The following is a 13,882-nucleotide window of genomic DNA, read 5'->3' as shown; positions in this document are numbered from 1 at the left end:
GACGAGAGGACCGGCGGACATGACCATCGACACGACACCACCGAAGGCAGGTCGGCGGGAGTGGGCCGGCCTAGCAGTGCTGGCACTGGCCGTAATGATGATCTCCTTCGACATGTTCGTGCTGCTGCTCGCACTGCCGGGCCTCACCGCCGACCTGCAGCCCAGCGCCGTGGAGCAGCTGTGGATCCTCGACATCTACGGGTTCATGGTCGGCGGGTTCCTCATCACGATGGGCACGCTCGGCGACCGCATCGGCCGGCGCAAGCTCCTGATGATCGGCGCGGGGTGCTTCGCGGCGGCGTCGCTGCTCTCGGCGTTCGCCACGAGCCCCGAGCTGCTCATCGCCGCTCGCGCGCTGCTCGGCATCGCCGGCTCGACGCTCGCGCCGTCGACGCTCGCGCTGATCAGCACGATGTTCCGCGATCCGAAGCAAATGGGGGTCGCTATCGGTGTGTGGGCGAGCGGGTTCACCATCGGTGCGGTGCTCGGTCCCGTCGTCGGCGGGATCATGCTCTCGTACTTCTGGTGGGGCTCGGTGTTCCTGCTCGGAGTGCCGATCATGGCGGCGGTGATCGTGCTCTGCATGTTCCTCGTGCCCGAGTACCGCAACGCAGGTGCTGGCAGGCTCGACCTGGCCAGCGTCCTGATGTCCCTGACAGCCATGCTTGGGCTTGTCTATGCACTGAAGGAAATGACCAGGCATGGGTGGCAGCCCGGCCCGATCGCGGTCGGCGTGGCCGGAATCGTGATCGGCGCGGCGTTCGTCATGAGGCAGGGCAAGCTCGCCGAGCCGCTGCTGGAGATCGCGCTGTTCCGCATCCGCTCGTTCAGCGCCATGGTCGCCGGCCTGCTGCTCTACGCGATCATCGGGGCGTCGAGCGTCCTGTTCGTCACGCAGTTCTTGCAGTCCGTCGCCGGCCTGACCGCCTTCCAGGCCGCGCTCTACCTGGTGCCCGGGATGCTCGCGGGCACCTTGAGCACGACGGTGTCGCCGCTGCTCGGCCGCCGGATCCGGCCCGCGCCCCTGATCGGGGGCAGCCTGCTGGGCGTCGCGGCGGTCTTCGTGTGGTTCACCCAGCTCGGCCCCGGCTCGAGCCCGATGGTGCTCGCTGTGGGCTTCGCGCTGCTCGGCCTGCTCGAAGGGCCGTTGCTGTCGCTGGGGACGAATCTCGTCGTCAGCGCCACACCGCCGGAGAAGGCCGGCTCGTCGTCGTCGCTCGTGCAGATGGCCAACGAGGTGGGGGCCGCGCTCGGGGTGGCGATCATGGGCAGCATCGGGGCGGCCGTCTACGTGGGACGCCTCGCGTCGAGCGCGCCGGCCGGGCTGCCGGACGACGCCGCCGCCACGGCACGGGAGAGCGTCGCGGGCGCGGTCGCCGTCGCGTCCGAGCTGCCGCCGGCGGTAGGCGACCCGCTGCTGGTTGCGGCCCGCGCCGCGTTCACAGACGGGTTCACCGTCTACTCCGCCGTCAGCGTCGCCGTGCTCGTCGTCGCCGCGGCCGCCATCATCACCGTGCTGCGGCACGTCCCACCGACCGGCCGACAGGCCTGAGACCGGCACGAAGAAAACAACGGAGGTAACGATGCCCCAGTACGCGATCTTGATCTACGAACGGGAGATCCCGGTGGCCGACATCCCGCCGGAGGTGATGGAGGCGAACATGGCGGCGTCGGAACGGATCGTCGCGACAGGCGGCCGGATCGTCGACGAGACGGCGATGCAGCCGGCGAGCACCGCGACGACCATCCGCAAAGGAGGGGTCGTGACCGACGGGCCGTTCCTCGAGACGAAGGAGGCGTTCGCCGGCATCTTCGTGGTGGAAGCCCGCGACCTGGCGCACGCGATCGAGATCGGCAAGCTGCTGCCGATCATGGACGGCGGGGTCGAGATCCGGCCGCTCATGCAGCTCTAGGAATCAAACCCGGACGGACCGCAGCGCTGTTGGTGCTGCGGTCCGTTCAGTTCTTGTACTTGTACTTGCGCGCGATCGTGCTCCACACGCTGTCGAACCAGGCGATGCCCTGGTCGACGTACTGCGTGCCGGCGCTGGCGTCGTCGTCGGTGCGGGAGTGGTGCAGCAGCACCGGGCTCGATCCGTCGAGGTCGTAGATCGCCTGCGGCTGGCCGTCGAGCGTGTGCTCCTGCTCCCGGACCGGGTAGAAGCCCAGGAACATGTCCTTGCCGTTGAGCACGTAGAGCTTGAACATCGGCGCGACCGGATGCACCCGCACCTGCGCCGTCACCTCTTTGACCAGCCCGATCTCGCCGAGCTCCGTCACGTCGTCGACGATCGCGATCACGTTCCTGCGCATGATCTCCTCCATACGCTTGCGGAACTCGGGGCTGTCGGAGTGGTCCTCGACCGTCGACGGCAGTGCCCACGGCACCTCGGGGTCGGGAACCAGGATCCGGATGTGGATCGACTCGGGGGTGTACCGCCCGACGCGGATCTTGTCGATCGGCGGCCGCACCGCGGCCATCAGCGACTCGCCGGAGAAGCCGGCGAAGTCGAGCGTGATGTGGTCGGCCGAGAACGCCCGCTCCATGAGCGGCCCCAGGCCCACGGGACGGTCGGTGCGCTCGCGAACGAAGACGCCGCTGCCCTGACGCGAGATGATCAGGCCTTCCTCGCGCAGCAGACGCAGCGCGCTCTGCACCGTCATCGGAGCGACGTCGTAGCGCTTCGCGAGCTCGTTGCGTGACGGCAGCTTCTCACCACCCTTGACGGCCTTCGTCAGTATCGCCGCCCGCAGGGCCGACGCGATCTGGATGTAGGGCGGCCTCGAGTCGTCAGGATCCAGAGCCATGCTTCTCCTCTCGAGCGATCCATCCTTGCCCCGATCGCGCATCGATGGGCAAGCATAGGCCGCTACGCCTAGCTCGCCTAGAAGCCTGTCCCCAACAACCCTCTTGACTTGATTAGGCAACTTATCTAGTATTCTGCAGCGTTAGAGCAGGTAGAGCGGCTGTCGGAGCAGGGAGATGGGCATGGCAGTTCCCCACCACATACGTATCCAGCGGCGGATCCCCGTCGACGAGGCTGTATCCGATCAGCCGGTGCAGCCGGCCGAGGTCAAGAAGGCGGCATGACGATCGTGCGGCCGTCAGGGGAGGCGGTCGCCCGCTGGAACACCGCGTTCGCCGAGCAGACGAGCGCGCTGTACCAGGCCTCGAAGACCGGGGACGCGGAGGCGGCGGGGCGGCTGGCACTCAGCTACGCAGCTGTGGCTCAAGCGTGGCGGGTACTCGCCGGCGACCTCGCGGCGCCGTTGTGGGCGCGGCATGCCTGCGCGGTTGCCGCCGTCGAGTTCGAGAGACGGGCGCAACTGGAGAGCGCCCGCAAGTCAGGCGTCGAGCTGCGCTAGCGCGGCAGCGACCCGATAGCCGGCGCGGGGCGGGTGGATGAGCGTGCAGGCCCCTGCCCGCCCCGCGCCTTCCACAACCAGGGAAGGCAGTGGAGTGATGAAGCTACGCCTGTTCGGCAAACGCGCAAGCGTGCCCGCGCGCGTTCGCATAGCCCGCACGAAGTGCCCGCACTGCGGGCAGGGCGGATGGGCCCGCCACGAGATCGGCTCGCCACCGTGCTGCGCGATCGCCCGATGGAGCCATCGCCCACTCCACGCGCGTTCGACGGTGGCTCGATCCGCACCTCACACACCGGATGGCGCCGTCACACAGAGCATGACCTGTGTGACGGCACTACCACCTTTGTGACGGCACTACCACCTTCGTGAGGCCGCGCGAGTGGCCTTCATCGTGTCGGAGGTGTCGACTCGCCGTGCCGAAAGTGTCGACTCACCGTGCTCGAAGTGGCGACTCACCGCTCCGGAACGCGCGACTCACCCTCGGCGCGTCAGACCGGTACGGCGGCCAGCAGTTGGGCGGCGTCGCGCGATCCCGGGCGCTCGTTGTCCGCCGCCATCTCCACGGCCGTGCCGAGCAGGAGGGTGTTGACCGGGGTCGGGACGCCGACGCGGCGCCCGATGGCGACGATCTCGCCGGTCAGGAACTCGGCCTCGGTCGAGCCGGTGGCGCGCTGCAGGCTCTGCCACGTCGAGCCGCCCTGGCGCTTCTCGCCGTCGACCGGGTGCATGCTGATCAGGTCGCCGCGCCGTTCGACGTCGTCCGCCTGCGACACGACGTCGATGCCCGCGGTGGTGAGGCACTGCTCGCCCTCGGCGACCGCCGCGCGGACGAGGTCGGGCAGCCCGGGGTCGCCCGGGCCGCAGGCCGCTTCGGCGGCGTTGCCGAGGTTGAGCAGCAGCTTCCGGTACTTCCACGGCATGATCGACGGGGTCGGCTCGGAGCTGAACCCGGCCGCGGTCAGGTCGCCGGCGATCTGCATCGTCAGCTCGTCGGCGCCGCTCGGGTAGCGCCCGATATCGAGCACGCCGGGGCAGGGTGCCGAGTACGCGACGACCCGGCCGGGGGTGAGGTGCTCCGCCGGCAGCATCACGCAGATCGACTGGACCTCCGCGAACCGGTTCGCGGCGAACCGCTCGTTCGCGACACCGTTCTGCACGCAGACGACCGGGGTGTCCGGTGCCGCTTCGGAGAGGTCGTCGAGCACCGCGACGCTGTGCTGCGACTTCGTGCAGAGCAGCACGACGTCACCGGGGCGCCAGTCGATCTCCGTGACGTGGGCCACAGCGGGGATGCGCAGCGTCCGCGACCGGCCCGGCTCGTCGAGCCGCAGCCCGTGCAGGCGCAGCGCATCGAGGTGCGCACCCCTCGCGACCAGCACAACCTCGCGGCCCGCCTCGTGCAGCCGGCCCCCGATCGTCCCGCCGATGGCACCGGCGCCGACCACGACGTATCGCATGATCCTCAACCTATTCGGTGCTCAACAACCCCCGCGGGCGGCCCGGTCGTAGGCGATGGCGGCGACGGCGGCGAGCACGAGCCGCACGCGGTTCACCCGGTGCCAGCGCGTGATCAGCCGCTCCCGCTCGGCCTGCTCCAGCGGCGGGCCGTCGTCGATCAACCGGAAGATGACCGTGCGCACGACAAAGCCCGTGAGCCCCACGCCGGCGACCGTGCTCACCGCCGCCGTCGCCAGCGCACCCCGCGCCGGACCGCGCCGTCCGGTGACGGCTGCCGCGACCGCGCCGCCGACGAGCGCGGGGAGGGCGGGCACGTAGTAGCGGACCGGGCTGGGCAGGCGGGCGCGGCCGGAGTCGTGCTCGTCGGCCAGCCGGTCGGGCATCCGCACGAGCTCCTCGTACAGGTTCCCGAAGAACCAGTGCGCGTTGGCAGCCCGCGCGATCGTCAGCAGCACCGTGCCCGCATCGGCCATCAACCGATCATGACAGGCGGTCGAGGACCCCGGCCAGCCCGGAACGGACGTCCTCGTCGTCGCCGGTCTCCAGCCCGTGCTCGACCTCGTACCACGGCCCCAGCCGATGCCACAGCAACGCGCGCCCGCGCAGGTCGGGCGGCCCGCCGTACGCGGTGGCCACCGCGTCGGCGAACGCGGCAGGTGTGCCGTGCAGCGGCCAGGCGAGGTCGAGCGCGGCATCGCCGACGTGGGCGTCGGTGAAGTCGATGACGCCGGACAACACTCCGTCCGCGCACAGGACGTGCTCGGGCCCGAGGTCGCCGTGCACCACCGTGTCGGCCGGCTGACGCCCGACCTGCTCCAGCAACGTCAGCCCGGCGGCGCGCCGGTAGGCCGGCAGCAGCGGCACCACCCGCTCGCGGAACCGGGCGGTGGTGGCCGCGGTCTCGGCCCGGGCCGCCGGCCCGGGCCGCAGCCCGAGCACGACGGCCTGCTCGACGTCGGCCGCGTGCAGCGCACGCAGGAACGTGCCGAGCGCGGTGCCGTTCGCCGCGTCGAGCCGCGTGATATGCTGGCCGACGACCAGCGGGTGCCGCACCACCAGCGGCTCTTCTTGCGCCACCACCGGCACCGGGACCGCGAGCGGCAACCCTGGCGCGAGCCACGGCAGCACCCGCGTCTCCATCACGAGGTTCGCGGCGATCTCCGGGCGGCGCGGCCTGCGCTCGATCCAGCGCCCGTCGACGAGCGTGGTGATGCTGTCCCAACCCTGCTCGATGATCATCTGCTCGTCCGTCATCGCGCGGCCACCGGCACCCGCATCGTCGGCGCGAGCACGTAGACCAGCACCATCAGCGCGCCGGCGCACGCGACGGCGAGCCGCAGCCCCACCGCGCCCTCGAGCACGCTGATCACCACCGGGCCGGCGAGGAAGCCGAGGTAGCCGCACGTGGCGACGGCCGCGACCGCGCGCGAGGGCGCGTGCGGCTCCATCCTGCTGGCGCTGCTCCACGCGAGCGGGACCACCGCGGAGACGCCGACCCCGACCACCGCGAACCCGATGATCGCCACCGCCGGCACGGGCACCAGCGTGACCAGCGCGAATCCGGCGAGCGTGATCACGGTGACGACCCTGACGAGCGCAACGATCCCGACCCGGTCGGTCGCGCGGTCGGCCACCAGCCGAACGCCGATCATCGCGAACGAGAACGCGAAGTACCCCAGCGACGTGACGGCGGCCGGCGCGGCGGTGACGTCGCTGAGGTAGACCGCGCTCCAGTCGTTGACCGTGCCCTCCGCGAGGAACCCGCAGAAGGCGATCACGCCGAGCGGGATCAGCGCCTTGCTCGGCAGCGCGAACGCCGATGCGCCCTGGCCCTGGTCGGGGCCGGTGCGGAAGAGCCGGAGCGTCGCGAACGCGCCGATCGCAAGCAGCAGCACGGCGGCCCAGGGGAAGTGCACGGTGATCGGGACGTGCACGGCTTCGAGCGCGGCGCCGGCCCCGGAGCCAACGAGCCCGCCGATGTTCCAGAACGCGTGGAAGCCCGCGAAGATCGGCCGTCCGTACTCCTGCTCGACCCGCGCGGCGTGGGCGTTCATGGAGACGTCGAGGACGCTGTTGCCGACACCTAGCACGAACAGCGCCGCGACGAACCAGGCCTTGCCCGGCGCGAACGCGATCACCGGGAGCCCGGCGCAGAGCACCACCGCGCCGATCATCGCGCCGGCCCTGCTGCCGATCGTGACGATCAACGGGCCGGCCGCGAGCAGCGCGATCACCGAGCCGGCGGCGAGCGCGAACAGACCCAGCCCGAGCTCCCCGGTGGACAGGCCGAGACGCTCCTGAACTGCGGGAATGCGTGCCGCCCAAGTCGCGAACGCCGCGCCGCAGATCGCGAAGACGATGCAGACGCCGACCCGCGCCTTCCGGAGATCGGGGTCCATGCAGCCGACCCTACGGGGCGGTGTCACGCCCATTTCCCGCGACGGCGTGGTCGGCCGCCCCCGCGCCGGGCGAGGTCAGGAAAGTCCGCCATGACCCTCCGGGCCGCCACGAGGGAGGTGAATCCGTGCTGGGCGCGGCCCGGCCCGCCGGGCGGTCGGGAGTGCCTTGCGCACGCATCCGCGGGGCCGTGCTGGGGCTGGGATGTGTGCGTTGCGCACGCGAGGGCAGGAAAGCCACTTTCAGGCCCTGTGAGGGCAGGAAGTGGCTTTCCTGCCCTCCACCTGGGCGACGCGCCTGCTTCAGGGTGCGGTGCCCCCCGCGACGGCGTGGTCGGCCGCGAGGTCGCGGGTGCGGGTCTCGGTGTAGGTGGCCACGGCCACGACGGAGATCACGGACGACAGCGCGACGTACACCGCGACCACGTAGCCGTTGCCGAACTGGGTGAAGAGCAGCACGGCGATGGTCGGCGCCAGCCCGCCGGCGACGATCGAGGCGAGCTGGTAGCCGATCGACACGCCCGAGTAGCGCACCTTCGTGCCGAACAGCTCGGAGAGGAACGCCGCCTGCGGGCCGTACATCGCGCCGTGGAACAGCAGGCCGCCGATGACGGCGAGCGTCGTCAGCAGGAAGTTCTCGGTGTCGATCAGTGCGATGAACACGAAGCTCCAGACGCCCACCCCGGCCGCGCCGAGCAGGTAGATCGGCCTGCGGCCGAACCGGTCCGAGAGCGCGCCCCACATCGGGATCGTCACCAGGTGCACCACCGCGCCGATCAGCACCGCGTTCAGCACGAACGAGTTCGACAGCGAGTGCAGCTGCTTGTTCGTGAGGTAGGTGATGATGACGATCGTGAAGATGTAGTACGAGACGTTCTCCGCGAAGCGCGCGCCCATCGCCGTGAGCACCTCACGCGGGTACCGGCGGAACACATCGACGATCGGGACGACCTCCCGTTCCCCGGCCGCCGCCCGCCGCTGCGCCTGCGCCTGCGCTTCCTTGAAGATCGGCGACTCCTCGACCGACAGCCGCACCCACAAACCGATGAGCACGAGCACCGCCGAGAGCAGGAACGGGATCCGCCAGCCCCAGGCCAGGAACGACTGCTCATCCTGTACCAATGCGAGCAGGGCGAGCAGGCCGTTGGCGAGCAGCTGCCCCATCGGGACGCCGGCCTGCGGCCAGCTCGCCCAATAGCCGCGTCGGGCCGCGTCGCCGTGCTCGGAGACGATCAGGACCGCGCCGCCCCACTCGCCGCCGAGCGCGAAGCCCTGCACCAGCCGCAGCGCCACCAGGATCAGCGGCGCAGCAATTCCGATCGTGGCGTACCCCGGCAGCAGGCCGATCGCGAAGGTGGCGATCCCCATCAGCAGCAGGCTGATCACCAGCAGTGTCTTGCGGCCGATCCGGTCACCGTAGTGCCCGAACACGAGCCCGCCGATGGGTCGCGCGATGAACCCGATGGCGAAGGTCCCCAGCGCGAGCAGCGTGGCCGCGCTCGGGTCGCTCTGCGGGAAGAAGACCTTGCCGAAGACGAGGCCCGCGGCCACGCCGTAGAGGAAGAAGTCGTACCACTCGACGGTCGTGCCGGCCATGCTGGCCGCGACCACCTTGATGATGTTGCTGCGCGGTTCGTCCTTGGCGGTCGACATGTGATCTCCCCGTTGAGGTCGGCGTCGCGGCCCGGAGAGGCGAGGGTACGTCCGCAGAGACGAACCTGCTTATGCGTCTTCTGGCAGTTCTCTCATTCCGTCATTCCGATGAAGCTGTCCGTTCAGGGCTGAAGTACTCGGTACCTTTCACCAGTGCCACCCGCCCGATGCCGCCGTAGCGGTTCGCGTAGCCGAGTGCCCGGGCGAGGTCGGTGACCCCGTTGGTGCGAGCGGCGTCGACGAACTGCGTGCTCAGCACGCCCGACGCGCGTCCGTACTCGTCGAGGTAGCCGCTGCCGGAGTCGCCGTGCCCGCCCGGCTCCGCCGAGCGCACCCGGTGGGCGAGCCCGTCGGTCGAACTGCCGAGCGCGACCCCGACCCTGAGCGCCCCACCGTTGTTCGGCTGGTAGCTGTAGACCGTCTCGCCCGGGTCCGCACCGTCCGTGTCGATGCCGTCCGGGCCGCCGACCTCAGGGACGGTCGGGTTGACCAGCCCGACGGCCTCGGGGTCGATCTCGACCAGCGCGAAGTCGTTGAGCGCGCAGAGCTCGTCCGCCGCCTCACCACGTCGCTGCATCGCGAGCCACGAGCTGTATGCCAGCCGGCCGCGCACCTGCGCGCCGTCGCTGGCCTGGACCGCGACGGGTGTGCCGAGCGGGAGGACCGCGGCCGAGCAGCCGTCGTCGAGCGGGTTCGGCTCCGCCGCGGCGCAGTGCGCGGCGGAACCGAGGTAGACCTCGCCACTTCGGCCGGTGAAGACGAAACCTGCTGTGCACGCCGACGCGGCATCGTCGCGGAACGGCGTGTACAGGAGCGCCCCCGGCGTGATCGTCGCCGTCGCGGCCGATGCGAACCGGGGCGCCGGCGGCTCGGCGATCGTGTCCGACGGTGCTGCGAGCCCGAGCACGACCAGCGCTGCGGCGGATGCCGCGACGATGCTGTGTCGGCCCACGCACCGAGGGTAGCGGCCGGATCAGACGGGCCCGAAGAGGATGTTCCCCGCCGCCTTCGGGTCGTCGCTCGTGTAGAACTCCTCGACCGAACGCATGTGCTCGGCCCGGTCGAGATAGCCGTCGCCGTTGGTGTCGACCTTGTCGAAGAAGGACATCATGTCGGCCTCGGAAACGGAGTGCGCTCGAGCCGCGACGAGCATCTCGGCTCGGCTCAGCCGGCCGTCGCCGTCGGTGTCGTACGCAGCGAAAATGGCGTCCGCCAATGGGGCGATCAGCTCCCGGAACTGGGCGCTGGATCCCCAGAGCGCGGAACTCGCGAACTCCTCGCGGCTGATCTCGCCGTCGGCGTTCGCGTCCAGGTTCGAGCGCAGGCCGTCCCACAGCCGGTCGTAGGCCGCCATGACCTGGGCGTACCTGGGCGAGCCCTCCGGGTCGCCGCCGGCCGCGGCCATGCCGGAGCCCATGCGGGTGAAGTCGTCGCGGGTCAACCGGCCGTTGTGGTCGGCGTCGAACGTATCGAAGAGGCGGTCCGCCTTCTTCTGCATGATTGCGGTGGCCATCGGTTCTCCTCAGATGATGAATGAATGCATCGGACGGAGCTCAGGAGGCCTTATGGACGGTAGTCCGGTGGTTGCGCAGCCCACATCTACTCACACGGGTGATCGGTGTGAAACGCGGCCCGCGGTGAAACGCTCCGCGACTACCTGAGGCTGCGGGTCACCCGGCGCAAGGTGCAGAGTGACGGCCCTGGGTCGTTCACCTGGAAGACCGCCCGGACCGTCGGGGTGTGCGGGAGCAGCCCGCGCAGCGCGGTGCCGCGCTCGCCCGCCATGAACATGCGCCAGAGCGCGTACAGGTCTTCCTCGGCGCGGAAGTGCACGCCGGTTCGGTAGCCGAGGCCGGTGGGGGTCTCGCCGAGCAGGAGCGACGTCCAGATCGCCGGAAGGTTCGCGCCGGCCCTGACCGCGAGGGCGAGGGAGTGGTACAGCCGCGGGTTGAGGTCGATGACGTAGCTGGCGCCGTCCGACTCGATGAGCTGGAGGTTGAAGATGCCGCTCCACTCGAGGCTCTTGATCAGGGTGCGGGTGGCGGTGTCGAGCTCCTGGTGCACCGGCACCGTCCGGGCGTAGGAGACCATCCCGCAGTCCAGCGGCCAGGTGCGTTCGGCGAGCTTGTGCACCGAGACGACGACCTCGCCGTTCCAGGCGACCCCGTTGACCGTGCGGATGTGTCCGCGCAGGTAGGGCTGGACCAGCCCGGCCTGCCCCGGCAGCGTCCGCAACGCCGCCTCCAGCTCGCGGACGTCGTCGACCTGGACGACCTCGAAGCGCTGCAGCTGCCCGTCGTCGGTGTCCAGCTCGGAGCGCAACGGCTTCACCACCGCCGGGAACCGCAGCTCCGGCACGTGCGTCGGCAGGTCTTCCAGGGTGACTAGCGACGTGGGGGGAATCGTGAACCCTGCCTCGGTGGCGAGGTCGGAGAGCGCCTGCTTGTCCGTCGCCTTGAGCGTCGCGGCCTCCGGCGGTGCACCGACGGCGACGGTCTCCGGGAAGACGTGGCGGTAGGTGCCCAGCGCCAGCAGCGCCGACTCCGTGCCGGGCAGCACCACCGCCGCGCCGATGCGGTCCGCTGCCTGTGCGAGCTCGCCGGCGAACGCCTCGGCGTCGGTGCGCGGGTCGGGCACCCGCACGGTGCCGGCCGAGGCGCGCGAGCGTGCTCCGTAGCCACCGGCCGCCGAATCGGCCGCCCACGGTTCGAATCCGGCCAGGCGGAGCGCTCGGATCGCAGCCAGCCCTCCGGGGTACTCGCTGCCGGTGACGAGAACACGCGGTGTGCACGGGCGGGAACTCACGGGCTGCACTCTAGGGTGCAGCTGACCATTCGTGGCCAACGCGTGACCCTTCTTAGCGACGTGTTCAGGACTAATGTGGACTCAGGGTGCAAACTGGACACGATGGGTGGAGTGCGCGCCCGGTTCTTGCCGGAGGACGTACCCGTATCCCGGCCACTTACGCGACCGAAGAGCAAGACGTGTGAACCGCCGAGGCGTTGCCCGCCGGCCGCACTGGCTCGCCCATAGTGAGCCAATGGCCTAACCCGCTGCTCCGGCCGGCCCTGCCCAGGCGAACGAGAGCACTGCTCTTGACGGGTGTGGCGTTCTGGTGTTCACTGATCTCAAACGAGAGCACTGCTCTCAGGGAGATGGGGAGCCACGATGACCGCACAGCGCTACGTCAAGCCCGCACGTGCCGACGAGATCTTCAGCCGGGCGATCACCGCCGTCACCAAGCTCGGCGTGAGCGTCGCAGGCAGTCGCATCCTGGCCGTCCGCGGACGCAAGAGCGGAGAGTGGCGCACCGTGCCGGTCAACCTGCTGACGCTCGACGGCCGGCGCTACCTCGTCGCGCCGCGGGGGCACACCCAGTGGGTGCGCAACATGAGGGCCGCGGGTGGTGGGGAACTGCGGCTGGGCCGGCGCGCGGAACCGTTCACGGTCGCCGAGCTGGACGACGCAGACAAGCTGCCCGTGCTGCGGGCCTACCTGAAGCGGTGGGGCTGGGAGGTCGGCCGGTTCTTCGAAGGCGTGACCGCCTCGGCCACGGACGACGAGCTGCGCGCTATCGCGTCGGGATTCCCGGTCTTCCGTGTCGTGTGATGCGACTGCGAAGACCCTGCTGGCGGGGAGGTGGATCAACCGGTGCCGGCGGAGGCTCCCCTTGTTCCGCCGGCCCCGGTCACTCCCTCAACGGCCGCGGTGCGGCGGAGTTGCGGCCGATCTCTCTTCGCCGGTGAACGGACGGACACTGTCGGTAATCGGTTCAGGCCGCGCTTGCACGCTCAACGGTCGCCGCCGAGCGATCGGCGGTTACCGATCGGCGCCGAGCGGGCGCGTCGTTGAACTGCTCAGCCGAGCCTCGCCGCGAACTCCAGCAGGGCCGTGTTCACCTCATCGGGGCGTTCCTGCTGGATCCAGTGCCCACATCCGGCGAGCAGCGTGGTTCCCCGCAGGTCGGTGAGGCTCTGCCGCAGCACGGCCTCGATGGAGTCGCGGTCGAGACCGAGCACCACCGGGTCGTCCGCGCCGCCGATGTACAGCGCAGGGGTGCCGGTGGTGGCACCGGCCCACGCGGCCGTCAGCTCCCAGTTCCGGTCGAGGTTGCGGTACCAGTTGAGCCCACCGGTGAAGCCGCGCCCGGCGTCTTCGGCGTACTCGGCGACGTAGGCGCTGATGTCGGCCTCGGTGAGCCAGCCGGGCAGCGCCTCCGGAACCGGCCGGGTGCCGAGGAAGCCCTTGCCGGGCGCGGCCGTCAGCGGCTGCGGCTTCCGCCCGCCCGAGACCGACGCCAGCATCACCCGGAACGTCCGCTCGGGATCGGCGCCCAGCTCGGCGTCGGCGACTCCCGGTTCCTGGAAGTAGAGCATGTAGTGCTCGGCGCCGAACCGGCTCGCGAGCCCCTCGGTGGGCCGCCCGGCCGACCGCGGGAGCAACGGCACCGACAGCCCCACGACACCACGGACCCGGTCGGGCCGCAGCATCGCCGTGTTCCAAGCCACCGGAGCGCCCCAGTCGTGCCCGACGACGAGCGCCTGCTCCGCACCCACCGCGTCGAGCACCCCGATGGCGTCGCCGACGAGGTGCAGCATCGTGTACGCGGCAACGTTCGCCGGGGCGTCGCTGCGCGCGTACCCGCGCTGGTCGGGTGCCACGACGTGGAAGCCGGCCGCGGCCAGCGCGGTCAGCTGGTGGCGCCAGGAGTACCAGCACTCCGGGAAGCCGTGCAGCAGCAGCGCAACCGGACCGTCAACGGGCCCGGCCTCGGCGATGTGCAGCCGGAGCCCGTTGACGTCGACAAAACGATGATCGATCACGAAGTCGAGCCTACGGTCCGGCCGTCGGGTGGAGTGGGTCAGGAAAGCCACTGTCATGCAACGACGTTGCATGAAAGTGGCTGTCAGGTGAATCGCCGCAAGCCCTGGGTCGACGTTGCACACCGTCGACACACCTTGCACATGGCCGGCCATGTGCAACGCACACCCACGGTATGCAACGTCGAC

The 13,882-nt window shown here is 70.4% G+C and carries 14 protein-coding genes; 4 read left to right on the top strand and 10 right to left on the bottom strand.

All coding sequences use genetic code 11. The features are described 5' to 3' along the window. Positions 1-19: 19 nt before the first annotated feature. On the top strand, positions 20-1,552 hold the full coding sequence (locus tag LL648_RS35190) for an MFS transporter (RefSeq protein ID WP_232667154.1): 1,533 nt from the start codon (positions 20-22) through the stop codon (positions 1,550-1,552). Positions 1,553-1,583: 31 nt separating this feature from the next. Then, positions 1,584-1,913, top strand: a complete 330-nt coding sequence (locus LL648_RS35185) for a YciI family protein (RefSeq protein WP_232667153.1) — start codon at positions 1,584-1,586, stop codon at positions 1,911-1,913. 46 nt (positions 1,914-1,959) lie between these two features. Here the strand turns inward: LL648_RS35185 and LL648_RS35180 are convergent, their stop codons facing one another. Further along, a complete protein-coding gene (locus LL648_RS35180) occupies positions 1,960-2,808 on the bottom strand; it encodes a GntR family transcriptional regulator (protein ID WP_232667152.1) in 849 nt (282 codons plus the stop codon). Positions 2,809-3,087: 279 nt separating this feature from the next. Here LL648_RS35180 and LL648_RS35175 point away from each other — a divergent pair, with 279 nt between their 5' ends. Continuing rightward, positions 3,088-3,366: a hypothetical protein gene (locus LL648_RS35175; RefSeq protein WP_232667151.1), complete on the top strand. Its 279-nt coding sequence runs from the start codon at positions 3,088-3,090 to the stop codon at positions 3,364-3,366. Between the two features lie 488 nt (positions 3,367-3,854). Here the strand turns inward: LL648_RS35175 and LL648_RS35170 are convergent, their stop codons facing one another. From LL648_RS35170 to LL648_RS45540, 8 genes are all read right to left on the bottom strand, one after another. After that, on the bottom strand, positions 3,855-4,823 hold the full coding sequence (locus LL648_RS35170; RefSeq protein ID WP_232667150.1) for a ketopantoate reductase family protein: 969 nt from the start codon (positions 4,821-4,823) through the stop codon (positions 3,855-3,857). Between the two features lie 21 nt (positions 4,824-4,844). Continuing rightward, positions 4,845-5,297 (bottom strand): anthrone oxygenase family protein, encoded by a 453-nt coding sequence (locus tag LL648_RS35165; protein ID WP_232667149.1) that lies wholly within the window; start codon positions 5,295-5,297, stop codon positions 4,845-4,847. Positions 5,298-5,304: 7 nt separating this feature from the next. Continuing rightward, positions 5,305-6,078, bottom strand: a complete 774-nt coding sequence (locus LL648_RS35160) for a phosphotransferase family protein (RefSeq protein ID WP_232667148.1) — start codon at positions 6,076-6,078, stop codon at positions 5,305-5,307. Further along, positions 6,075-7,223, bottom strand: a complete 1,149-nt coding sequence (locus LL648_RS35155; RefSeq protein WP_232667147.1) for an MFS transporter — start codon at positions 7,221-7,223, stop codon at positions 6,075-6,077. Before LL648_RS35155 ends, LL648_RS35160 begins: the two co-directional genes overlap by 4 nt. 300 nt (positions 7,224-7,523) lie before the next feature. After that, positions 7,524-8,873, bottom strand: a complete 1,350-nt coding sequence (locus LL648_RS35150) for an MFS transporter (protein WP_232667146.1) — start codon at positions 8,871-8,873, stop codon at positions 7,524-7,526. Positions 8,874-8,973: 100 nt separating this feature from the next. Further along, positions 8,974-9,825 carry a serine protease gene (locus tag LL648_RS35145; RefSeq protein ID WP_232667145.1) on the bottom strand — a complete coding sequence of 284 codons (852 nt, stop codon included), beginning with the start codon at positions 9,823-9,825 and terminating at the stop codon, positions 8,974-8,976. Between the two features lie 21 nt (positions 9,826-9,846). Continuing rightward, positions 9,847-10,386: an EF-hand domain-containing protein gene (locus LL648_RS35140; protein ID WP_232667144.1), complete on the bottom strand. Its 540-nt coding sequence runs from the start codon at positions 10,384-10,386 to the stop codon at positions 9,847-9,849. Positions 10,387-10,526: 140 nt separating this feature from the next. Continuing rightward, a complete protein-coding gene (locus LL648_RS45540) occupies positions 10,527-11,678 on the bottom strand; it encodes a carboxylate--amine ligase (RefSeq protein WP_232667143.1) in 1,152 nt (383 codons plus the stop codon). Between the two features lie 363 nt (positions 11,679-12,041). Between LL648_RS45540 and LL648_RS35130 the strand changes: the two genes are divergently transcribed. Further along, the gene (locus LL648_RS35130; RefSeq protein WP_232667142.1) at positions 12,042-12,482 is read left to right on the top strand and encodes a nitroreductase family deazaflavin-dependent oxidoreductase; all 441 of its coding nucleotides are present in this window, start codon (positions 12,042-12,044) and stop codon (positions 12,480-12,482) included. Positions 12,483-12,730: 248 nt separating this feature from the next. On the opposite strand, the gene LL648_RS35125 is transcribed toward LL648_RS35130, so the two are convergent. After that, positions 12,731-13,696 (bottom strand): alpha/beta fold hydrolase, encoded by a 966-nt coding sequence (locus tag LL648_RS35125; RefSeq protein ID WP_308190436.1) that lies wholly within the window; start codon positions 13,694-13,696, stop codon positions 12,731-12,733. Between the last annotated feature and the right edge of the window lie 186 nt (positions 13,697-13,882).

It is taken from the genome of Pseudonocardia sp. TRM90224, assembly GCF_021245725.1.
Classification (GTDB): domain Bacteria; phylum Actinomycetota; class Actinomycetes; order Mycobacteriales; family Pseudonocardiaceae; genus Pseudonocardia.
This window is presented reverse-complemented; position numbering and strand designations above follow the sequence as displayed.

Coding starts and splice junctions, on each gene's coding strand:
- LL648_RS35190 (WP_232667154.1), top strand. CDS start 20: ATGACCATCGACACGACACCACCGAAGGCAGGTCGGCGGGAGTGGGCC.
- LL648_RS35185 (WP_232667153.1), top strand. CDS start 1,584: ATGCCCCAGTACGCGATCTTGATCTACGAACGGGAGATCCCGGTGGCC.
- LL648_RS35180 (WP_232667152.1), bottom strand. CDS start 2,808: ATGGCTCTGGATCCTGACGACTCGAGGCCGCCCTACATCCAGATCGCG.
- LL648_RS35175 (WP_232667151.1), top strand. CDS start 3,088: ATGACGATCGTGCGGCCGTCAGGGGAGGCGGTCGCCCGCTGGAACACC.
- LL648_RS35170 (WP_232667150.1), bottom strand. CDS start 4,823: ATGCGATACGTCGTGGTCGGCGCCGGTGCCATCGGCGGGACGATCGGG.
- LL648_RS35165 (WP_232667149.1), bottom strand. CDS start 5,297: ATGGCCGATGCGGGCACGGTGCTGCTGACGATCGCGCGGGCTGCCAAC.
- LL648_RS35160 (WP_232667148.1), bottom strand. CDS start 6,078: ATGACGGACGAGCAGATGATCATCGAGCAGGGTTGGGACAGCATCACC.
- LL648_RS35155 (WP_232667147.1), bottom strand. CDS start 7,223: ATGGACCCCGATCTCCGGAAGGCGCGGGTCGGCGTCTGCATCGTCTTC.
- LL648_RS35150 (WP_232667146.1), bottom strand. CDS start 8,873: ATGTCGACCGCCAAGGACGAACCGCGCAGCAACATCATCAAGGTGGTC.
- LL648_RS35140 (WP_232667144.1), bottom strand. CDS start 10,386: ATGGCCACCGCAATCATGCAGAAGAAGGCGGACCGCCTCTTCGATACG.
- LL648_RS35130 (WP_232667142.1), top strand. CDS start 12,042: ATGACCGCACAGCGCTACGTCAAGCCCGCACGTGCCGACGAGATCTTC.